Source organism: Falsirhodobacter halotolerans (assembly GCF_022899245.1).
Classification (GTDB): Bacteria; Pseudomonadota; Alphaproteobacteria; order Rhodobacterales; family Rhodobacteraceae; genus Falsirhodobacter; species Falsirhodobacter halotolerans.
This window is the reverse complement of record NZ_JALJAZ010000003.1, coordinates 172,753-193,613: the sequence shown is the minus strand read 5'-3', so window position 1 is coordinate 193,613 and position 20,861 is coordinate 172,753. Positions and strand designations below refer to the sequence as shown.

Sequence of the window (20,861 nt, the reverse complement as noted above, 5' to 3'; positions counted from 1 at the left end):
GTGATGCGATGAGTTTTCCCTGGCCCGACCCCGGCACCCCGTTGGCCGATGTCATCACCCCGATGCCCGTCATCGACGAGGCGCGAGTCGCGGCCAACATCGCCGCCGTGCAGGCGCATATGGACAAGATCGGCCTTCTGGCCCGCCCGCATGTCAAGACCCACAAGCTGCCCCATCTGGCGCGGGCGCAGATCGCCGCCGGGGCCATCGGCATCACCTGCCAGAAACTGACCGAGGCGGAGGTGTTCGCCGATGTGGGGCTGGATGACATCCTCATCACCTACAACATCCTTGGGGCCGCGCGCCTGCGCCGTCTGGCTGCCCTGAACACCCGCATCGACCTGACGGTGGTCGCCGACAGCGCCGAGGTCGTGGCCGGGCTGGCCACGGCGGGGACGGTGGATCGCCCCCTGCGCGTTCTGGTCGAATGCGACACCGGCGCGAACCGCTGCGGTGTCACCACCCCGGATCAGGCGCTGGCCTTGGCGCAGCGCATCGCGGCGCACCCCACGCTGCGGTTTCACGGCATCATGACCTATCCCGCCAAGGGCGGCGTGGCCGAGGTCGAGGCCTTCTTTCGCCAGACCATGGGATTGCTGGCGGCGGCGGGCCTTGACTGTCCGGTCCGGTCGGCCGGCGGGTCGCCGCATATCTGGCAGGCGGGGGGGATGCCGTCGGCCACCGAATACCGGGCAGGCACCTGCATCTACAACGACCGCGCACAGGTCCGCGCGGGCGCCTGCACCTTGGACGATCTGGCGCTGAGCGTGCAGGTCACGGTCGTGTCCCGTCCCACGCCCGATCGTGCGGTGCTGGATGCGGGCTCCAAGGCCCTGACCAACGATCTGTCGGGGTTCGACACCTTCGGTGCCTTGGCCGAATACCCCGAAGCGCGGATCGTGTCCCTGTCCGAAGAACACGCCGTCGTGGATCTGTCGGCCTGCGCGACGCGGCCCGCCATTGGCGAGATCGTCCATGTTTTGCCGAACCACGTCTGTCCCGTGACGAACCTGTTCGACCGCGTGGTGTTTCACCAGGGCGGCGTGGTCACGCGCGTGGTTCCGGTGGCCGCGCGGGGCACCGTCTGGTGACGGCCTTTCGCGCCGCCCGTATCTTCGACGGAGAACGCTGGCACGACGACACCTGCCTTGTGGTGACGGATGGCCGCGTGGACCGGATCGGCCCCGCGGCGGACGCGGTGCCGGTCGACGGGTGGATCGTGCCCGGATTTGTCGATCTGCAGGTGAACGGGGGCGGGGGCGTCCAGTTCAACGACGATCCGACACCGCAGGGCATCGCCGCCATCGCCGCCGCACATGCGCGGTTCGGCACGACGTCCCTCATGGTGACGCTGATCACCGACCGGCCCGAGGTGACCGCCCGCGCCATCGACGCGGCGGCGGCCAGCGATGTGATGGGCCTGCATCTGGAAGGCCCCCATTTCGCCCCGACCCGCGTGGGCACGCATGACCCCGCGCTGGTCCGCCCCATGGCGGACGGCGATCTGGACCGCCTGACCGAGGCCGCCCGCCGCCTGCGCCTCATCGTCACGCTGGCGCCCGAAATCGTGGGGCCGAATGCGATCGCGGCGCTGGTCCGGGCGGGGGCCATCGTCAGCCTTGGCCACAGCGACGCCACATTGGCGCAGGCGCGGCGGGCGGCGGAGGGCGGGGCGACGATGGTCACGCATCTGTTCAACGCCATGAGCCCGCTGTCCCACCGCACCCCCGGTCTGGTCGGGGCGGCGCTGGACGACGGGCGTCTTTGGACCGGCATCATCGCCGACGGGCATCATCTGGACGACGCGGCCCTGGGGATCGCGCTGCGCGCCAAACGCGGTCCCGCACGCCTGTTTCTGGTCAGCGACGCCATGGCGACGGTGGGGTCGGACCGGACGGGGTTCACCCTGAACGGGCGGGCGGTCCATCGGGCGGACGGGTGCCTGCGGCTGGCGGACGGAACGCTGGCGGGCGCGGATATCGCGCTGATCGATGCGGCGCGGCACCTTCTGGCCCTCGGCACCCCGGTGGAGGAGGTGTTGCGCATGGCCTCCACCTATCCCGCGCAGGCGGTGGCCGATCCCGCGCGCGGGGGGCTGCACCCCGGCCAGCGCGCCGATTTCCTGTCCGTCACCCCGGATCTTGGGCTGAAGGGCGTATGGATCGGCGGGGTGGCGGCGTGATCCTGTGCTTCGACATCGGCGGCACCGCGATCAAGACGGCGGAGGCCTGGCCCGACGCCCCCGTCCGCCCCACCGGACGCATCCCGACCCCGGCGCATGACTTCGACGCCTTCGTGGCGGCCCTGCGCGGGGCAATCGCCGCCGCCTCGGCCCCGCCTTCGCGGCTGGCCTTTTCCCTTGCGGGAATCGTGGATGGGGCGGGTGTGGCGACGGCGGCGAACATTCCCTGCCTGACGGGCCGCCATGTCCGCCGCGATCTGGAGGCGGCGCTGAACCGGCCCGTGGTCATCGCCAACGATGCCGACTGTTTTGCCTTGGCCGAGGCGGTGGAGGGCGCGGGCCGGGGCCATGACGTGGTCTTCGGTGTCATTCTGGGGACCGGCGTCGGCGGCGGGGTGGTGGTGCGTGGCCACCTGATCAACGAAGGCGGCGGCTTTGCGGGCGAATGGGGGCACGGGCCGGTGCTGCGTGACCCGGCGCTGCCGATCATCCGCTGCGGCTGCGGGCAGACCGGCTGTCTCGACGCGCTCGCCTCGGCCCGTGGGGTGGAGCGGATCGATGCCCACCTGAACGGCCCCGCCCGCGCGTCCGAGGCGATCGTCGCCGCCTGGGCGGCGGGCGAGACGGGGGCGGGTCGCACCATCGCCCTGTGGCTGGACATCCTGTCGGGGCCCCTGGCCATGGTCTCGAACCTTCTGGGGCCGGGCATCATCGCGGTGGGGGGCGGCTTGTCGAACACGCCCGCCCTGATCGCGGCGCTGGACGTCGCGGTGCGCGCGCGGCGGCTTTCGCCCTCCGCCCACCCCTTGATCGTGCCGGCGCAATGTCGCGTCGAACCCGGCCTGATCGGGGCCGCCGCCTTGGGCCGATCCGCGGCTTTCTGAAAAAGAATTACACATCCCTGCCGTGCAGGTAAAATTATATTGACCGGTATCCGACCTGCTGGCAGTCTTTCGAAAAAGAATTACGACACAGGGGGCGCCGGACATGAAGGTCGGCATCATCGGGCTGGGATACCGGCTCGGCTATCTGGGGCATGTCCTCAGCGCCATCGACCCGGATTTTTCCATCGTCGGCTATGTCGATCCGGCCCCCGCCGGCCTGTCCATACTGACCGAACGTGGGATCGATCCCGGCCTGCGCCATGACACGCCCGAGGATCTGATCCGCGCCGGTGGGTTCGACCTTCTGATGATCGGTTCACCCAACCACATGCATCTGGATCACATCCGTCTGGGGCTGGAGGCGGGGGTGAAGGTGTTTTCCGAAAAGCCGGTCGTCTCCACGCTGGAACAGACGTTCGAACTGGCGGCGCTTCTGGGGCGGCACGGGGCGGATCGGCTGCTGGTCGGCCTCGTCCTGCGCTATGCGCCCATGTATCGCGACCTCTTGGCGGCGCGGGATGCGGGACAGTTGGGCGACATCGTCTCGATCGAGGCGGCGGAGCATATCTTCCCCTATCACGGCGCGTTCTTCATGCGGGACTGGCGGCGGCATGAGAAATGGTCGGGCAGCTTCATGCTGGAGAAATGCTGCCACGATCTGGATCTTTACAACGGCGTAATCGGCGCGCGGCCCCTGCGGGTCGCCAGCTTCGGTGGGCGCAAGACCTTCGTGCCCCAGAACGATCCGCAGGCGCAGGGCATCAACGATGTCGCGCTGTTTCACCGCAAACCCTCCGGCTGGAACGGGGCGGAGGCGGTGTTCGACAGCGATGGCGACATCATCGACTGGCAGGTGGCGATCGTCGAATACGCCAACGGCGTGGGGATGAATTTCCACACCAACCTGAACGCGCCCGACCAGTTTCGCCGCTTTGCCGTCTTCGGCACGCGCGGCCAGGCCGAAGGCGACTTCATCCGCGGCGATTTCGCCGTTCATGATGTACTGAGCGAGAGTCGCATCACCCACAAGACCTATCCCACCCGCACCGAACTGTCGCAGCATTACGGCGCGGATGAACGCATGGCGGCCGAAATCGTGGCGCATGTGATGCAGGGCGGTCCGCTGCCCGTCTCCCCCCTCGATGCACTTGAGGCGGGGATCCTTGCCATGGCGATGGACGAGGCGCGGCGCAGCCGGACGGTGGTGGACCTTGCGCCGGTCTGGGACCGCTATGACACCGCATTTCACGAAAAGGCCGCCTGATGCTGGACGCCCGTGCCACCCGCATCTTCGCATGGCTGCTGCTGGCCCCGGCCATCCTTTACGTGCTGATCATCGTCGCCTATCCCCTGGTGGCGACGTTCCAACTGTCCTTCACCGACGCGTCCCTGCGCCGGGTGACAAACTGGGTCGGCACCCGCAATTATGAACGCATCTTCAACGCGACCTTTGCCGAGGTGATCCTGCGCACCTTCGTCTGGACCTTCTGCTCGGTCCTTCTGAAGATGGTGATCGGCATGTATGGCGCGGTCCTTCTGAACTCCGCCGTGCCGGGGCGCAGCCTGTTCCGCATCCTGACCATGCCGCCGTGGATCGTGCCGATGGCGATCGGCATCTTCATGTGGGGCTGGATGTACAACGGCCAGTTCGGCATGATCTCGGGCCTGTTGCAGCGGTTCGGGCTGACGGACGGGCCGGTGGCGTTTCTGGCCTATGGCAGCACGGCCTTCTGGGCCACCATCGTCACCGATGTGTGGATCGGGGTGCCGATGGTCACGATCTATTTCCTGGCCGCCATGCAATCCATCCCCCGCGATCTTTACGAGGCGGCATGGACCGACGGGGCCGGGCGCTGGTATCGGTTCCGCCGCATCACCCTGCCGCTGATGGCGCCCGCGATCATCACCATGTCGATGCTGTCGCTGATCGCCACGTTCAACAGTTTCGACATCATCTGGATCCTGACCCAAGGGGGCCCCAGCGGACAGACGACGACGATGATCATCGACACTTACCAGACAGCCATCGGATCCAAACGCTATGGCGAGGGGGCGGCCCGGGCGGTGGTGATCTGCATCTTCCTGTCGCTGTTCTGCCTTGCCTATTTCCGTGTCACCCGCCGCCTGTCGGCCCAGCATTGAAAGGCGCGCGATGACCGAAGCCACCCAGCCCGTTCCCGTCCCGCCCCCCGCACGCCGCCGCAAACGCGCGCGCGACGGCGCGATGATCGACCACTACCGCTGGTGGGAGGTGGTGGGGATCTATGCCGGGATCGTGCTGTTCCTGATCTTCATCCTCGCCCCTTTTGTCGAAGGCTTCCTCGTCAGCCTCAAACCCCTGTCGGAACTGTTCTCCACCCCCTATAGCTTCTGGCCGGAGAACGGGTCCTTCGCCGCCTATCGCACCATGTGGACCAGCGTGCCGGGGTTCTGGCGGTATATCGTCAACTCGTTCCTCATCTCGTCGGTGGTGACGGTGGTGGTGCTGGCGCTGGTCATTCCCGCCGCCTATGCCTTCGCGCGGTTCTCGTTCAAGGGGATGGGGCCGGTGCTGGGGGCGTTTCTGGCGATCAACATGTTTTCGGGCGCGGTGCTGCTGATCCCGCTGTTCCGCCTGATGCGGACCTTCGGGATGCTGAACACCTATTGGGCTATGATCGTGCCGGGGGTGGCGTTCCTGATCCCGTCGGCCATCTGGCTTCTGCGAACCTACATGATGCGCATCCCCAAGGAATTGAACGAGGCCGCCTATATGGACGGCGCGTCGCAGCTCTATACGTTGCGCCGCGTGATCCTGCCGGTGGCCGCGCCGGGCATCACCGTTGTCGCGATCACCACCTTCATCGGCGCCTATGCCCAGCAGTTCATCTTCGCGCTGACCTTCAATTCGCGCACCGAATACATGCCGCTGCCGGTGGGTCTTTTCGCCTATTTCGGCAAGCAGGAGGTGATCTGGAACGAGTTGATGGCCGCGTCCTTCGTGGGGATCACCCCGGCGCTGATCATCATCTTCTTTCTGCAACGGTATCTCGTCGGCGGTCTGACCGCCGGCGCGGTGAAACAATAACCAACGGGAGAGTATCGTGAAACCATCCGTATTCGCGCTGGCGCTGACCGGCACGACCGCCCTGGCCGCCATTCCCGCGTCGGCCGAGGATATCAGCTGGATCTATTGCGGGGACCGTCTGGATCCCGTGCACGAAAAATACATCGCCGAATGGGAGGCCGCAAACGAGGGCTGGACCGTCTCGCCCGAGGTGGTGGGATGGGCGCAATGCCAGGACAAGGCGACGACGCTGGCCGCCGCCGGAACCCCGCCCGCCATGGCCTATGTCGGGTCGCGCACCCTTAAGGAATTCGCCCTGTCCGACCTCATCGTCGAAGTGCCGATGACCGAGGAGGAGCAGGCCAGCTACTACCCCAACATCCCCGAAACGGTGACGTTCGACGGGACCCAGTGGGGCGTGCCGATCGCATTTTCCACCAAGGCGCTTTATTGGAACAAGGGCCTGTTCCGCGAGGCGGGTCTGGACCCCGACACCCCCCCGAAAACGTGGGAGGAGGAGATCGAGTTCGCCAAGATCATCACCGAAAAGACCGGCACCCCCGGCTTCGGTCTGGTCGCGAAAACCTTCGACAACACGATGCACCAGTTCCTGCACTGGGTGTATACCAACAACGGGCAGGTGATCGACGCGGACGGCAACATCACGCTCGACAGCCCCGAGGTTCTGGCCGCGCTGGAAGGTTACAAGGCGATGGTGCCGTGGTCCGAGGAAGGGCCGACCGCGTATGAACAAAACGAGGTGCGCGCGATCTTCCTCGATGGCGGGGTGGCGATGATCCACAACGGGTCGGGCGCGGCGGTGCGTCTGCTGGAAACCGACATGGAATGGGGCATCGCGCCCTTGCCGCTCGGTCCGTCGGCGCAGGGGCCGGGCACGCTTCTGATCACCGACAGTCTGGCGATCTTCGACGGGTCGGGGGTGGAGGACAAGGCGATCGAGTTCGCCAAATACATCACCTCGCCCGATATCCAGTTCGAATACGAATCCACCTCCGATGCGGGGCTGACGCCGCTGCGCCCCTCGGCCGGGGTGGACCAGCTGGTGGAAGACACCCCGTGGTGGGGGCCGCTGATCGCGGGCATCGAATATGGCGGGCCGGAGCCGTTGTTCACCGATTACAAGGGGTTCCAGAACGTGATGATCGCGATGGTGCAGTCGGTGGTGACGGGTCAGGCCGAACCGCAGGCGGCACTGACCAAGGCCGCAGACGAGCTGGAAGACTACAAATAAGCGCGCGGGGGGCGTCCTGCCCCCCACCCTTTTCAAGGAGACGGGTTTGGGACAGCTTTCCCTGAAGAATATCGTAAAATCCTTCGGCACCTATGACGCGGTGCAGGATGTCTCGCTCGATGTGGCGGATGGGGAATTCGTAGTTTTCGTCGGCCCGTCGGGCTGTGGGAAATCGACCTTGCTGCGGATGATCGCGGGGCTGGATTCCACCACCGAAGGCGACATCCTGATCGACGGCGCGCGCGTGAACGACCTGCCGCCGGTAAAGCGCGGCATCGCGATGGTGTTCCAAAGCTATGCCCTTTATCCCCACATGTCGGTGTTTGAAAACATCGCCTTTCCCCTGCGGGTCGAAAAGGCGCCCGAGGCGGTCATCCGCGACAAGGTGCAGGCGGCGGCCAGGATCCTGCATCTTGAAGAGCGTTTGCAGCAGAAACCCGGCATGTTGTCGGGCGGCCAGCGCCAGCGGGTGGCCATCGGGCGGGCCATCGTGCGCGAACCCAAGATTTTCCTGTTCGACGAACCGCTGTCGAACCTCGACGCCGCGCTGCGCGGTGACATGCGCGTGGAACTGACCCGCCTGCACCGCCAGTTGGGCGCGACGATGATCTATGTCACCCATGACCAGGTCGAGGCGATGACGATGGCCGACCGCATCGTGGTTCTGGGGCAGGGGCGCATTGCCCAGATCGGCACGCCGCTGGAGCTTTATCTCAACCCCCGCGACATGTTCGTGGCCACGTTTATCGGCAGCCCGCGCATGAACATGATCCCCGTGCGCTGCGTGGAGGAAGATGCCCGCGGCCTGACGGTGGAGTTTCTGGGCCAACGGCTGGCGTTGGCCATTCCGGGCGGGCCGGGGCGGGTCGGTCAGGACATGACCCTTGGCATTCGGCCCGAACACATCCACCCCGGACCCGGCGATGCGATGATCGAGGTGACGCCGACGGTGGTCGAACATCTGGGCCAGCAGACGGTGGCCCATGCCAGTCTGGACGGGGGGGCCACGACGTTCAGCCTTCTGCTGCCCGGCAATGCCGACGTCGTGCCGGACCGTCCTTTGTCCGTGGGCTTCGCGGCGGCCGATTGTCATCTGTTCGGATCGGACGGGCAGGCGCTGCCCCGCCCGTGACCCCGAAGGCGGCGGAGGTTCAGTCCGCCAGCCAGTTCAGATAGCTGTCCGTGCCCCCGTTGCGGGCCGCCGCCCGCGCGGCCTCGGCGTCGATGGCCGCCGCCGTCGGCCCGTCCGACAGGACATGCACCAGAATGTCGCGCACCATCTCGGCCTGTCCGGGCATGAGGTTGCACGGGTCCAGTTGAAGATATCCCTTCTCCACCTCGTGCCCGCGCACGATCAGGGGGGGGTCCACCCGCCCGAACGCTTCGGCGAATTGCGCGGCCGAGGCGCCGGCCTGCGCGGGGTCGATCCAGATCTGCAGCCGCTCCAGCGGGTTGCCGGTTGGATCGGGGATGCGCATCGGCGTGATCCCGTCCAGTCCCGCTATCGCATCCTGCCACAGCGTCAGGGCCCGCGTCTCCTCGGTGCGGATGGCGGCGTGGTCGCGCTCCATCCACTGTTCCATGGCGGCGATGGCCCCGGCCAGGCTTTCCTTGCCGATCTTCATCCCCCGACCGATTCCGGTGTTCTGCAGATAGGCCGCACGGACCAGATCCTTCGTCCCCGCCACGATGCCCGAGGTCGGTCCCCCCAGAAACTTGTGACCGGAATAGATGACGATATCCGCCCCCTTTTCCAGAAACCCGCGAAGGTCGTATTCCGACGCGGCGTCGACGATGACCGGAATGCCCTTGGCATGGGCGATCTTGGCAAAGGTTTCCAACGGGATCATCCCGTAATCGACTACATGGTGCGACACGACATAGAGCGCGGCGGCACAGGTGTCGTCCAGGGCCGCGTCCAGTTGGTAATCCTTGACCGAGGTCGATTGCCCCACGATGCGGGTGCGCCCCCCGGCCAGCGCGATAGCCTGCGACACCGGCGCGCCGTATTCGCACAGATGCCCCATCTGCACCGCCACCGCGTTGCGCGGGCCGGGGTCGGTGGGCAGCGCCTCGGCGCGGGCGGGATCAAGTCCGGTTATCGTCGCGGCGACGGCCAGCGTGATCCCGGCACTGGCCGACGCGGTCAGGAACCCCGCTTCCGCCCCCGTCAGGCGGGCGATGACCTCGGACGCGCGGGTCTGCAATTCGTGGATGCGCACGAAGCGGGGCATGACGGCGGCCGTCGCCTCGGCCACCCGCGCGGTGGTGATCGACCCGCCAAGCGATGTCATGGTGCCCGATACGTTGATCATCCGGCCATACCCTGCGGCATCGTGCCAGGACCAATCGACGGGATGGGGGGTGTTTCGTATCATTCGACAATCTCCGGGTTCTTGCGGAAAGTTCCATAACTGTGATAGGTGGCCCAATAGCATGGATATGGGGCAGGGGCGACATGGACGATCAGGGCACACCGACCGATCCGGCACGCCGGTCGCGCACCAGCGGCATCGACCGGGCATTGCAGATTCTGGATATCCTGACCGAACGGCATCAGCCGATGACGGCGTATGAACTGGCCAAGGTCACGGGCGCGCCGCCCTCCACCGTCTACAAGCTGATCGACGAACTGCAGGAGCGGGCGATGCTGTCGCGCGGCAGCGACGGGCGGGCATGGCTGGGACCGCGCCTCATGCGCTACGGCCTCGCCTATCGCGCGCGGATGAGCGCGTTCGGCGAGGCGGAGCGGGCGATGTTCGCCCTGAACGAACGGGTGGGCGAAATGGTCCAGATCTGCGCCCGGGATGAGGGCATGATGCAGGTCGTGGCCATGGCGGAAGGGACCGGACCGTTTCGCGTCACCTCGGATGTGGGAACGCGGGTGCCGCTGAACTGGACCGCCTCGGGGCGGCTCTTGGTAGGCCATCTGCCGGACGAGGCGCGTCTGGCGGTGTTCCGCGCCTGCGCCCGACCATCGAATACCGGCCTTGCCGAAACCGACCCCGAAAAACTGTCGCGCATGGCCCACCGGGATTTCCACGACGGCCTGTCGGTGCAGATCGACACGTCCGAGGACGAGGTCGCCTGCATCGCCGCGCCGATCCGCGGGCTGGACGGAACGTGCGAATTGACGATGTCGGTCGTCATGCCCAAGCATCGGGTGCAGGATCGGTTCGATCTGATCGCCCGCGCCGTGCGGGATGCGGCCTTTTCGGTCGAACGGGCGCTTGGCCTGCATCATCGCGGCTGATCCGGCGCCAGTTCGAAGATCGCCTCGATCTCCACCGTGATGCGGTTGGGCAGGGATCCCACCCCGAACGAAGATCGCGCATGAACCCCCGGTTCGCCGAACACCTGCGCCAGAAGATCGGACGCCCCGTCGATCACGAAGGGATGGCGTTCGAAATCGGGGGCGGCATTGACCAGACCCAGAAGTTTCACGACCCCGCCCACGCGATCCAGCGTGCCATAGGCGTCGCGCAAGGCGGACAGGATGTTCACGGCGACCAGGGTCGCATGGTCGCGCGCCTCCTCGGCGGTGACGTCGCTGCCGACTTTGCCCCGGATCAGCGTGCCATCGGCCCGGACGGGCCCCTGACCCGAGACGTAGATCAGGCCGCCGCTTTGCCGCACGTTGCGGAACGATCCGATGGGGGACGGCGCGGCGCGGGGCAGGTCGATGCCCATGGCGGCAAGACGGGTTTCGGGCGTGGTCGCCAGGGTGTCACTGTCCATACAAGGCCTCGGTTCTTTTGCAGTAGCTGTCGTGATGGGGGCCGACCCGATGGGCCGCAGGATCCCCTTGGGCGCAGATGTCCTCGGCATGAGGGCATCGCGTGCGGAACACGCAGCCCGACGGGGGGGAGAGGGGGCTGGGAATATCGCCCTGCAACAGGGTGCGGTGGCGCGCCGCGCGCGGGTCCGGCACCGGGATGGCCGAGGTGAGGGCGCGGGTATAGGGATGGGCCGAGGCGTCGCGCACCCCGGCGGTCGGCCCCACTTCCATCAGGCGGCCCAGATACATCACCGCCACCTGATCGCACAGATAGTTCACGACCGACAGGTCATGGGCGATGAACAGCATGGTCAGGTTGCGACGCTGGCGCAGGTCCAGAAGAAGGTTCAGAACCTGCGCCTGGATCGACACGTCCAGCGCCGACACGCTTTCATCGGCGACGATGAACTCCGGCTCCAGCGCCAGCGCGCGGGCGATGCCGATCCGCTGCCGCTGCCCGCCCGAAAACGCGTGGGGATAACGGGTCATGTGATCCGCGCTTAAGCCCACCTCCTCCAGCAGGGCCGCCACCCGGTCCCGCCGGTCGCGCCGTGTGCCGATGCCATAGGCGACCAGCCCTTCGGCGATCAGGTCGCCCACCTTCAGGCGCGGGTTCAAGGACGAGACGGGGTCCTGAAAGATGATCTGCATCCGGCGGCGCATGTCGCGCATCGCCTTATCGTTCAGGTCCGTCAGTTCGGTGCCGTCGAAGCGGATCGTGCCGCGGGTCGGTTCGATGAGACGCAGGACGGTTCGCCCCAGCGTCGTCTTGCCCGACCCGCTTTCGCCCACGAGCCCAGTGATGGAGCCGCGGGGAATGTCCAGATCGACCCCACCCACCGCCTGAACGACCCCCGACGGGGTGGCGAAATGCTTGGTAAGGCCGCGAATTTCCAGCAAGGGGGATGTCATGCGGCCCCCGCGAAATCGAACAGGCAGGCCGACAGGTGGCCGGGCGCCTTGGGTTCAAGCGTCACCGGATTGCGGCAGACGGGTTGCGCATGAGGGCATCGGGGGGCAAAGGCGCAGCCCGGCGGCAGGGCCACCAGCGGCGGAACGCTGCCGGGAATGGGGACCAATCGCGCGCCCTCGGCCATGCCATCGCGCGGGATGGAGGCCAGAAGGCCCTGCGTGTAGGGGTGGCGCGTATGATCGAACAGATCCTCCACCCCCGCCTGTTCGACGACCGCGCCGGCATACATGACCGCCACCTCATCCGCCATTTCGGCCACGACGCCCATGTCGTGGGTGATGAACAGGATCGACATGCCCATGTCCTTTTGCAGCCGGCGCATCAGGTCCAGGATCTGCGCCTGGATGGTCACGTCCAGCGCGGTGGTCGGTTCGTCCGCGATCAAGAGGTCGGGGCGGCAGATCATTCCCATCGCGATCATCACCCGTTGCCGCATCCCGCCCGACAGTTCGTGCGGATAGGCGCGGGCGCGGGCCGCGGCGCCCGGAATCTCCACCAGTTCCAGCATCTCGATCACGCGGCGCTGGCGTTCGGCCCCGGTCAGGCGTTCGTGCAGCACCAGCATCTCACCGATCTGGTCGCCGATGGTGAACAGGGGGTTGAGCGAGGACATCGGTTCCTGAAAGATCATCGACATGCCCGGCCCGCGCAGGCGGCGGTATCCGGCGGTGTCCAGCGTCGCCAGATCGATCGTCCGCCCGTCGCGTTCGCGAAACAGCATCTGCCCTGCCATCACCCGTCCCGAAGGGGGCAGCAGACCCATCAGCGCCAACGAGGTCACGGATTTTCCCGACCCGCTTTCGCCCACAAGAGCCAGCGTGCGCCCGCGCCCCAGGGTGAAGCTGACATCGCGTAGCGCGGCCACGGCTGCCTGTCCCCGCCCGAAGCCTACCCTCAGGCCCTGCACCGACAGGATCGTGTCATCGGGCATCTGCATCGCGGTCTCCTTCACGTCAGCTTTCAGGTGGCAGGCGGCGGGCCGCCGTCTGCGCGTCCTCGCCAAGGATCGTCCAGCGGGGTTCGAAGACGCGATCCATCACCATGTGGTTGCCCTGGCTGTCCAGCACGTCGATGGCCGCCTCCTCCAGATCGAAGACGGTGAAGTCGGCGCGGAGGCCGGGGGACAGGCCCTCGGCCCCCGTCAGGCCCAGAACCGACCGCGGGGCGTTGGTCGTGGCCGCGACGCAATCGTCGAAATCCAGACCCACGGCCAAAAGCTTGGACACGGTGGTGGCCAGGTCATAGACCGGTTTGGCCATCGAATGCTGGTGCAGGTCGGTGGAGATGGAGAAGGGCCGCAGCCCGTCGGCGATCGAGTCGCGGGCCGTCTTGAAGTTGAACGAGGCGCCGCCGTGGCCGATATCCATCAGGATCCCGCGCGCCGCCATGTCCTGCGCCATCTGGAACAGCGCCGCCGTGTCGCGGATCGACCCCGCCGCCTTGCCGTTGAAGCAATGGGTGACGATGTCGCCGGGGGTCAGCAGCTCGAACACCTCGTCGATCAGGGGCGGGGGTTCGCCCACATGCACCATCAGGGGCAGGTTCGTCATCTCGGCCACGCGCTTGGCGATCTTGGCCGGGGTGATGCCCCAGCTGCCCACGATCACCCCCGACGCGCGGACCTTGATGCCGCAGATCACGTCGCGGTTCGCCTCGATGACCGCAAGGGTGCGGTCGATGTCGATAGACCGCCAGTCGATCAGTTCGGGCACGCGGTTGCAGGCCACAAGCCCGATGGATCCGATGTTGAGGAAGGCCTTGATCGTCTCGCTTGCCGGGTCGATGATGTATTCGCGCAGGCCGTGGAAACTCGCCTCGCCCGCCGATCCCGCATCGGCCATGGCCGTGACGCCCGTGGGCCGCCCCGCCTCGGCCGCGCGGACGGAAATGTCGGTGCCCCCGTGCCAGACATGCACATGCAGGTCGCACCATCCGGGGGACAGGAAGGCCCCGTTCAGATCCAGGACCTTCGCCCCGTCGATCGCGCCGGGCGCGATGCGACCATCGGCATCCACGTGGATTTCGGTGGCGTGGCCGTCGAACCCCACGGCCTTGAAGTTGGTCAGTCTGAGCGGCACGTCACGTCTCCTTGGCAAGTTTCGGATCCAGCGCGTCGCGCAATCCGTCGCCCACGATCTGCAGCGACAGGACCGACAGCGCGATGGCAAGGCCGGGAAAGAGGATCAGGAAAAAGGCGTTGTCGATATACTGCCGCCCTTCGTTGACCATGATGCCCCAGGTGGGGATCGTGGGATCGACGCCGATGCCCAGAAAGGACAGGCCCGCCTCGGCCAGCATGGCATAGGCGAAGATGAAGGTGGCCTGCACCAGAATGGGCGACAGGATGTTGCGGAGCACATGGGTGATCATGATCGTGGGGGTGCGGGTTCCCAAGGCGCGGGCGGCCTCGACATAAGGCAGTTCGCGGATCACGAGGGTGGAGGCGCGAACGATCCGCGCGATCCGCGGGGCATAGACGATGGACAGCGCCAGGATGACGTTGATCATCGACCCGCCGAAGATCGCCACCAGAGACAGCGCCAGAAGAATGTCGGGAAAGGCCATCATCGCGTCGATCACGCGCGACAGCGACGTGTCCAGGCGGCGAAAGAACCCCGCCACCAGGCCGATGGCGATCCCCGCCGCCGAGGACAGGAGCGCCACCCCCAGCCCGATCCCGAGCGAGGTCTGCCCCGCCACCATCAGCCGCCCCAGCACGTCGCGGCCAAAGGCATCGGCGCCCAGCAAATATTCTCCTCCCGGCCCCGTCAGGCGGTTGCGCACCGACATGCCCCCGATCTGCGTCACCCCAAGGGTGGGCAACAGGAAGCACGCGGCCACGATGGTCACGAACACGATCAGGGCGACCAGAACCGACGGACGTTGCAGCAAAAGGCGGCGAACGCCGGGGGCGGAGCTTGCGGCGGCCATCAGTATTTCACCCTTTTGTCGACGACGAGATAGAGAAGATCGGTGATGAGATTGACCAGCACATACAGCGCCGCGACCACGATCAACGTCCCCTGGATCACCGGATAATCCCGGCGCAGAACGGCGTTCACGACCAGATTTCCCATGCCCGGAAGGTTGAACACCCGTTCGGTCACCACCGCGCCCGACACCAGAAGGGCAAAGGTCAGCCCCACGACGGTGATGATCGGAATGCCCGCGTTTTTCAGTGCGTGGCGCAGGATCACGCGCCGTTCGCGCATACCCTTGGCGCGGGCGGTGCGCACGTAATCCTCGCCCAAGATCTCCAGCATGGAGGCGCGGGTGAAGCGCAGGATCAACGCCGAATTCGTGATGCCCAGCGTGATCGACGGCAGGATGAGATGCCGCATCCGTTCCGCGAAATCGGCGCCTGCGCTGCCATAGCCCGAGGCGGGGAACCATCCCAGATCCGTCGCCAGATATCGCTGGAAGATCAGACCGGTCAGAAAGCTGGGCACCGAGGCCGCCAGCATCGCCGTCGTGATGGAGCTTTGGTCCAGAAACGATCCGCGACGATAGGCGGCCCAGATCCCCACCGGCGTGGCGATGACCAGCGCCACCAGAAGCGAGAACAGCGCCAGAAAGATCGTGGGTTCCGCCCGGCTGGCCAGAACGGTCGTGACCGGCTGATTGAAGAACAGCGATTGTCCCAGATCGCCCCGCAGGGCATTGGACAGGAACGTCCCGAACTGCACGATGATCGGTTGATCCAGGCCAAGGCGCAGGCGCAGGGCGTTCACCTCCTCCGGGGTGGCGTCGGGGCCCAGCATCAACGACGCGGGATCGCCCGGGGCCAGACGAACCAGGATGAAGGCGATGGTCAGCACCAGCAGGATGACGACGATCATCCCGATCAGACGGTTCAGAAGATAGCGCATGGGTCTCTCATGATGCCTTGCGAGGGGCCGGACCGGTGCCGGCCCCGTGGCGTTGCGTCACTGCGTGATGTCGGCGTTCCAGAAGGCGGGCCAGGGCGAGGGCACGACCCCCGACAGGGCGCGTGATTTGCCTTGCAGCGCGTTGAAATTGCCGACTTTCAACATGCCGACATCCTCATAGACCTGCTGTTGCAGCTCGGCATAGATCGCCACCCGCTTGGCCGGATCGGTTTCACGGGTGAACCGGTCCAGAATCTCGTCCTTGGTCGGGTTCGCCCATCCTTCCCGCGCGGTGGAGAAGAGCGAGGAGGTCAGCGTCGGTTCCGGCAGGAAGGGCGAATGCGTGATGTAGATGTCCCAGAGTTCGGGGTTGTCGCGGTTCTGTGCCAGCGTCGCCCAATCGACCACGTCCATCTGAACGGTGAAGCCCGCCATCTCCAGCGCCATGCGCGCGACCTCGGCCATCTGGTAATGGAACTCGTATTGACGAGAGGTCAGGATGCGCAGGGGCTGGCCGTCATATCCGGCCTCCTCCAGATATTCGGCGGCCTTTTCGGGGTCGTTGATGTTGTAAAGCTCGGTCCCTGCCTCGGTGTGCCAGGGCCATCCTTCGGGATAAAGCGCCCCGTCGGTCTGAAAGAACTTCTCGTCCCCGAAGGCCGCGAACAGCATGTCGTCATAGGGCAGGGCGGCCTGCACCGCGCGCCGGATGTTCAGGTCGGTCATCAGCCCTTGCTTGTGGTTGATGGCCATCAACGGAAAGCCGAACGGTTCCAGCAGGACGGGTTCGGCCACGTCCGATGCCGCGATCCGGTCGAAGGCTTCGGTGGACAGGCTGTCGGCATAATCGAACTGGCCCGACAGCAGGCCTTCGACCCGGGTGTTGGTGTCGGGCACGGGCACGAAACGGATCTCGTCCGGGGTCTGTGCCCGGTCGCCCGAGACGGGTTGGGTATAGTCGTCGAACCGGACCAGTTGCGTGTATTGGTCGGGTTGATAGGATTGAAGCTTGTAGGGGCCTGTGCCCACGGGTTCGGCGATCTGCGGGGCGATGATCTCTTCGGGATAGATCGCGGCGGCCGAGTTCGAGAACGCCAGAAGGGTCGGCAGCGGCGCGTAGGGTTCGGTCATGCGGATGGTCACCTCGGACGGGCCGGTCGCCTCGATCGCGGCGATCTTGTCCGCGACGGCCATGCCGCGGCTTGCCACCTCGGTCCAGCGCGTCAATGAGGCGACGACGTCCGCGCTGTCCATCGTGGACCCGTCATGGAAGGTGACGCCTTCGCGCAGGGGAATGACATAGGTGGTGCCATCGTCGCCGACCTGCGGCAGGGCCGCGGCCAGAAGCGGGACGACCTGCCAGTTTTCGTCGAATGTATAAAGGGTTTCGACGATATGCTGGGTGACGATGCTGACGACATCCTTGGTCGAGATCATGGGATCGAACGTGTCGGCATCGCCGATGATGGCCACGTCGATCACGGTCTGGGCCGACAGCGGGCCGGCGCAAAGGGCAACGGCGGCCGAGGCGAGGCAGGTGGCGCGGAATGACATCGAAGGCTCCCTGTATTCTTTTATAATGACATATAGTGCGCAATAATATTCAGCGCGCAATGACCCATTGCTGTCAATCATGTTCCATAGCTGCGGATTATATTTCGCCCTTATTGGGCCGTCGCGGTCAACTGTCGCGGAACGCCTTGTCGAAATAAACGCCCAACGGGTGCAAAAGATAGGCGAGAGGAGAGCGTTCGCCGGTGCGGATGAACGTCTCCACCGGCATTCCAGGGACCAGACGGAAATCCCCCGGCAGCCCGATGTCATCCATGTCGGGGGCGATATCGACGCGGTAGAAGGACTGGCCCGAGGGTCGATCCTCCAGCGCATCGGCGGACACGGTCAGGACATGGCCGCTCAGTTGGGGCGTGGTCCGGGCCGGAAAGGCGGAGAATTGCAGCCGAACCTCTTGGCCCGGCCGAACCTCGTCCACATCGCCGATCGACACCTGCGCCACGACCCGCAGCGGACGGTCCTGCGGCACAAGAAACAGCAGCGGATCGGCGGGTTTCAGCACCGCGCGCCGGGCGGTGACGGCCAGATCCAGCACCACGCCGTCGACCGGGGCGCGGATGTCCAGCCGCGACAGCTGACCGATCAGGGCGTGGCGCCGTTCGGCCAGTTCCAGTTCCTGAAACCCCAGTTCGCGCAATTCGGTCAGGGCGGTTTCGCGGCGGCCCTTTTCCAGCCTCAGGATTTCCAGATTGTATTCGGCGGCGCGGCTTCGCGCCTGTGCACGCTCGGCGATCAGGCTTCCGACCTCCCCGATCAGGCGCGCCTCCTCGCGCTCCAGCGCCAGAACCCGCGACAGTTGCGTCAGGCCCTGATCCAGCAACTGCCGCTGCAGATCCAGTTCGCGCGCGATCAGGGATTGCTGGGTTTCCATCGAGGACAGTTGAACGTCGATGCCTTCGATCTGGCTTTGCACCTGCGCGCCGCGTTCTTCGATCTGCCCGATTTCCTGGCGCAGCGTGTCGGCCCGCGCCTGAAACAGCGCGGTCTGGCTGGCCATCAGGGGCGCGATGGCCGGATGGCCGGGTGCCTCGCTCAGCAGATCGTCGGGAAAGGTCAGGGCCTTGGCGTCGTCGCGTTCCGCTTCCAACCGGGCGCTGCGGGCCAGAAGTTCGAACAACTGCCCCTCCACGACCGTAAGGTCGGAGCGCAGATCGACATCGTCCAGCCGGACCAGAATGTCGCCCGCCGCGACCGTGTCCCCCTCCTGCACGAAGATCCGGTCCACCACCCCGCCATCGGGATGCTGCACGACCTGTCGGTTCTGCTGCACCTGCACGACGCCGGGGGCGATCACCGCCCCGTCCAGACGCGAGAATGTGGCCCATGACCCCACGCCCCCGAACAACAGAAGGGCGGTGACGAACCCGGTGATGAGCGCCTTGCGCGTTCCGGCGATCATGCGACACCCCGTTCGCCGGCGGCCTCGCGCGGGCGGACCATGTCGCGCAGAACCGTGTCGCGCGGGCCGAACAGGCGCTGCGTTCCCTTGTCCAGCACCAGAAGCAGATCGCATTCCTGAATCGCGGCGGGCCGATGCGCCATGATGAACACGACCCCGCCCGCCGCCTTCACATGGCGGATGGCCCCGTTCAGCGCCGCCGTCCCGTCCTGATCGAGGTTCGAATTCGGCTCGTCCAGCACCAGGCAGACCGGATCGCCGAACAGCGCCCGCGCCAGCCCCAGACGCTGGACCTGCCCGCCCGACAGGGGGGCGCCCGTGGGGGACAGGGGCGTGTCATACCCATGGGGCAGGCCAAGGATCATCTGATGCGCCCCCGCCCGTTCCGCCGCGCGCACGACGGCGGCGGCGTCGGGATCGGGGGTCAGGCGGGCGATGTTGTCGGCCACCGTCCCCTCGAACAGGGTGACCTGCTGGGGCAGATATCCCATCAGCCCGCCCAAGGTGTCGGGGTCGTATTGATCCAGCGCCGCGCCGCCCAGCCGGATGTCGCCCGCGGTCGGGCGGGCCAGCCCCGTCAGCGCGCGGGCCAGCGTGGATTTTCCCGACCCGGACGGCCCGATGACGCCCACGGCCTGACCGGGCCGCACCTCGAACCCGATGTTGCGCAGCAGCGCCTTCGCCTCGCCCGGCGGATAGATCGCGAGTTCCCGCACGACGATCCGGGCCGCCGGGCGGGGAAGGGCGGTGCGCGCCGGGGCCGGGGGCACCGCCGTCAGAAGGCCGGACAGCCGCCGCCAGCCCTCGCGGGCGCGGGTCACCAGCGCCCATTGGCCGATCACCATCTCGGTCGGGGCCAGCGCCCGGCCCATCAGGATGGAACTTGCGATCATCGCGCCCGCCCCGATCTCCTCCTGCAGGACGAGCCATGCGCCGACGCCCAGCATGATCGACTGCAAAAGCTGGCGAAACGTCTTGGTCAGCACCGAAAATCCGCCCGAGAGATCGCTGGCGCGCAGGCCCGCCCCCTTGCCCTGCCGACGGATGCCCATCCAGCGTTCCTGCGCCGCCGATTGCATCCCCAGCCCGCGCAACGTGTCGGCATCGCGGCGAAAGGTCGTGGCAAGTCCATCGGCCGCCAGACCCAGCCGCCCGGCGGCGATTAACGGCTTCTTGGTCATCCACTGGTTAAGCAGGGTGATCACGACCAGCACCACGGTGCCCGCCACCGCCACCGCCCCCAGCACCGGATGAAGGACGAAGATGATCCCCGCGAAAATCGGCACCCATGGCATGTCGCACAGGGCCAGCAACACAGGCGAAGCGATCACCCGTTGCACGCTTTCCAGATCCTGCAGGGCAGAGGCCGCGGCGGGGTTCTTCGGATCCGTTCGCGCAAGCTCGGTCCCGGCCCGCAGCACCCGCAGATCCAGATCATCCAGAAACGCCGCCCCGACCCGCGCCGCCAGCCGCCCGCGGGCATGATCCAGAAGCCCCATTGCCACGAAGCACACCACCAGAAGGACCGACAATGCGACCAGCGTCGACGTGGACCGTGACGGCAGGACCCGGTCATAGACCTGGAGCATATAGAGCGGTCCGGCCAGCACCAGAAGGTTCGCAAGACCCGAGAAGATCAGGATCGCCCCCCCGATCCAACCCGATCGCCGGAGGGTCCGCCACAATTCGAAGCGCCCGCGCGCGGCAGAGGGTCCGGTCATCGACATTGGCCGCCTTGACCCGCCCCTGGCGCGACGCGTGGGCTGCGGGTGGTCCGGCCCTTGCCATGCGTTCGAATGTGCCGATGGGCCACTCTTGCATCCCCCGCTACTCAACCCTAAGTTGTATTTTAATCCGAGATCGACGTTTGAACAGGCATTCCCCGGTGCGCAGGTCGTCTTTTTCG

At 66.4% G+C, this 20,861-nt stretch carries 19 protein-coding genes; 9 read left to right on the top strand and 10 right to left on the bottom strand.

Annotated elements, in window-relative coordinates; genetic code table 11:
* The first annotated feature begins 8 nt into the window (after nt 1-8).
* The 8 genes from MU449_RS15605 to MU449_RS15570 all read left to right on the top strand — a co-directional run bounded on the left by MU449_RS15605 (nt 9) and on the right by MU449_RS15570 (nt 8,496).
* Nucleotides 9-1,091, top strand: coding sequence for an alanine racemase (locus MU449_RS15605; RefSeq protein ID WP_244739641.1), 1,083 nt, complete (start codon nt 9-11; stop codon nt 1,089-1,091).
* Nucleotides 1,085-2,182, top strand: coding sequence for an N-acetylglucosamine-6-phosphate deacetylase (gene nagA / locus MU449_RS15600; RefSeq protein WP_280517813.1), 1,098 nt, complete (start codon nt 1,085-1,087; stop codon nt 2,180-2,182). The genes MU449_RS15605 and nagA overlap by 7 nt, the downstream gene beginning before the upstream one ends.
* Nucleotides 2,158-3,066: an ROK family protein gene (locus MU449_RS15595; RefSeq protein WP_244739639.1), complete on the top strand. Its 909-nt coding sequence runs from the start codon at nt 2,158-2,160 to the stop codon at nt 3,064-3,066. Before nagA ends, MU449_RS15595 begins: the two co-directional genes overlap by 25 nt.
* A gap of 103 nt (nt 3,067-3,169) precedes the next feature.
* Nucleotides 3,170-4,330, top strand: a complete 1,161-nt coding sequence (locus MU449_RS15590) for a Gfo/Idh/MocA family protein (RefSeq protein WP_244739638.1) — start codon at nt 3,170-3,172, stop codon at nt 4,328-4,330.
* Nucleotides 4,330-5,208, top strand: coding sequence for a carbohydrate ABC transporter permease (locus MU449_RS15585; protein WP_244739637.1), 879 nt, complete (start codon nt 4,330-4,332; stop codon nt 5,206-5,208). Before MU449_RS15590 ends, MU449_RS15585 begins: the two co-directional genes overlap by 1 nt.
* Nucleotides 5,209-5,218: 10 nt before the next feature.
* A complete protein-coding gene (locus tag MU449_RS15580; protein ID WP_244739636.1) occupies nt 5,219-6,133 on the top strand; it encodes a carbohydrate ABC transporter permease in 915 nt (304 codons plus the stop codon).
* A gap of 16 nt (nt 6,134-6,149) precedes the next feature.
* A complete protein-coding gene (locus MU449_RS15575; protein ID WP_244739635.1) occupies nt 6,150-7,364 on the top strand; it encodes an ABC transporter substrate-binding protein in 1,215 nt (404 codons plus the stop codon).
* A gap of 46 nt (nt 7,365-7,410) precedes the next feature.
* On the top strand, nt 7,411-8,496 hold the full coding sequence (locus tag MU449_RS15570) for an ABC transporter ATP-binding protein (RefSeq protein ID WP_244739632.1): 1,086 nt from the start codon (nt 7,411-7,413) through the stop codon (nt 8,494-8,496).
* A gap of 19 nt (nt 8,497-8,515) precedes the next feature.
* On the opposite strand, the gene MU449_RS15565 is transcribed toward MU449_RS15570, so the two are convergent.
* On the bottom strand, nt 8,516-9,742 hold the full coding sequence (locus MU449_RS15565; RefSeq protein ID WP_244739631.1) for an aminotransferase class V-fold PLP-dependent enzyme: 1,227 nt from the start codon (nt 9,740-9,742) through the stop codon (nt 8,516-8,518).
* 80 nt (nt 9,743-9,822) lie between these two features.
* Here MU449_RS15565 and MU449_RS15560 point away from each other — a divergent pair, with 80 nt between their 5' ends.
* Nucleotides 9,823-10,617 carry an IclR family transcriptional regulator gene (locus tag MU449_RS15560; RefSeq protein WP_244739630.1) on the top strand — a complete coding sequence of 265 codons (795 nt, stop codon included), beginning with the start codon at nt 9,823-9,825 and terminating at the stop codon, nt 10,615-10,617.
* Here the strand turns inward: MU449_RS15560 and MU449_RS15555 are convergent.
* From MU449_RS15555 to MU449_RS15515, 9 genes are all read right to left on the bottom strand, one after another.
* Entirely contained in the window at nt 10,605-11,102 is a 498-nt protein-coding gene (locus MU449_RS15555; protein ID WP_244739628.1) for a RidA family protein, read from the bottom strand. The genes MU449_RS15560 and MU449_RS15555 overlap by 13 nt on opposite strands.
* Complete coding sequence (locus MU449_RS15550) at nt 11,092-12,054, bottom strand: ABC transporter ATP-binding protein (RefSeq protein ID WP_244739626.1); 963 nt, start codon at nt 12,052-12,054, stop codon at nt 11,092-11,094. Before MU449_RS15550 ends, MU449_RS15555 begins: the two co-directional genes overlap by 11 nt.
* On the bottom strand, nt 12,051-13,052 hold the full coding sequence (locus MU449_RS15545; RefSeq protein WP_244739625.1) for an ABC transporter ATP-binding protein: 1,002 nt from the start codon (nt 13,050-13,052) through the stop codon (nt 12,051-12,053). The genes MU449_RS15550 and MU449_RS15545 overlap by 4 nt, the downstream gene beginning before the upstream one ends.
* A 16-nt stretch (nt 13,053-13,068) precedes the next feature.
* Entirely contained in the window at nt 13,069-14,193 is a 1,125-nt protein-coding gene (locus tag MU449_RS15540) for an amidohydrolase/deacetylase family metallohydrolase (RefSeq protein WP_244739624.1), read from the bottom strand.
* Nucleotide 14,194: 1 nt separating this feature from the next.
* On the bottom strand, nt 14,195-15,046 hold the full coding sequence (locus MU449_RS15535) for an ABC transporter permease (RefSeq protein ID WP_244739622.1): 852 nt from the start codon (nt 15,044-15,046) through the stop codon (nt 14,195-14,197).
* Nucleotides 15,046-15,984: an ABC transporter permease gene (locus MU449_RS15530; RefSeq protein WP_244739621.1), complete on the bottom strand. Its 939-nt coding sequence runs from the start codon at nt 15,982-15,984 to the stop codon at nt 15,046-15,048. Before MU449_RS15530 ends, MU449_RS15535 begins: the two co-directional genes overlap by 1 nt.
* Before the next feature lie 57 nt (nt 15,985-16,041).
* Nucleotides 16,042-17,538 carry an ABC transporter substrate-binding protein gene (locus MU449_RS15525; protein WP_244739620.1) on the bottom strand — a complete coding sequence of 499 codons (1,497 nt, stop codon included), beginning with the start codon at nt 17,536-17,538 and terminating at the stop codon, nt 16,042-16,044.
* Between the two features lie 127 nt (nt 17,539-17,665).
* Entirely contained in the window at nt 17,666-18,955 is a 1,290-nt protein-coding gene (locus MU449_RS15520; RefSeq protein ID WP_244739618.1) for an HlyD family type I secretion periplasmic adaptor subunit, read from the bottom strand.
* Complete coding sequence (locus tag MU449_RS15515) at nt 18,952-20,676, bottom strand: type I secretion system permease/ATPase (RefSeq protein WP_244739617.1); 1,725 nt, start codon at nt 20,674-20,676, stop codon at nt 18,952-18,954. Before MU449_RS15515 ends, MU449_RS15520 begins: the two co-directional genes overlap by 4 nt.
* Nucleotides 20,677-20,861 lie beyond the last annotated feature (185 nt).

Bases quoted from the DNA above. Each gene is read 5' to 3' on its own strand.
- MU449_RS15580 (WP_244739636.1), top strand. From the start codon at position 5,219: ATGACCGAAGCCACCCAGCCCGTTCCCGTCCCGCCCCCCGCACGCCGC.
- MU449_RS15520 (WP_244739618.1), bottom strand. From the start codon at position 18,955: ATGATCGCCGGAACGCGCAAGGCGCTCATCACCGGGTTCGTCACCGCC.
- MU449_RS15525 (WP_244739620.1), bottom strand. From the start codon at position 17,538: ATGTCATTCCGCGCCACCTGCCTCGCCTCGGCCGCCGTTGCCCTTTGC.
- MU449_RS15535 (WP_244739622.1), bottom strand. From the start codon at position 15,046: ATGGCCGCCGCAAGCTCCGCCCCCGGCGTTCGCCGCCTTTTGCTGCAA.
- MU449_RS15530 (WP_244739621.1), bottom strand. From the start codon at position 15,984: ATGCGCTATCTTCTGAACCGTCTGATCGGGATGATCGTCGTCATCCTG.
- MU449_RS15555 (WP_244739628.1), bottom strand. From the start codon at position 11,102: ATGGACAGTGACACCCTGGCGACCACGCCCGAAACCCGTCTTGCCGCC.
- MU449_RS15585 (WP_244739637.1), top strand. From the start codon at position 4,330: ATGCTGGACGCCCGTGCCACCCGCATCTTCGCATGGCTGCTGCTGGCC.
- MU449_RS15565 (WP_244739631.1), bottom strand. From the start codon at position 9,742: ATGATACGAAACACCCCCCATCCCGTCGATTGGTCCTGGCACGATGCC.
- MU449_RS15550 (WP_244739626.1), bottom strand. From the start codon at position 12,054: ATGACATCCCCCTTGCTGGAAATTCGCGGCCTTACCAAGCATTTCGCC.
- MU449_RS15595 (WP_244739639.1), top strand. From the start codon at position 2,158: ATGGATCGGCGGGGTGGCGGCGTGATCCTGTGCTTCGACATCGGCGGC.
- MU449_RS15605 (WP_244739641.1), top strand. From the start codon at position 9: ATGAGTTTTCCCTGGCCCGACCCCGGCACCCCGTTGGCCGATGTCATC.
- MU449_RS15515 (WP_244739617.1), bottom strand. From the start codon at position 20,676: ATGACCGGACCCTCTGCCGCGCGCGGGCGCTTCGAATTGTGGCGGACC.
- MU449_RS15545 (WP_244739625.1), bottom strand. From the start codon at position 13,052: ATGCAGATGCCCGATGACACGATCCTGTCGGTGCAGGGCCTGAGGGTA.
- MU449_RS15560 (WP_244739630.1), top strand. From the start codon at position 9,823: ATGGACGATCAGGGCACACCGACCGATCCGGCACGCCGGTCGCGCACC.
- MU449_RS15590 (WP_244739638.1), top strand. From the start codon at position 3,170: ATGAAGGTCGGCATCATCGGGCTGGGATACCGGCTCGGCTATCTGGGG.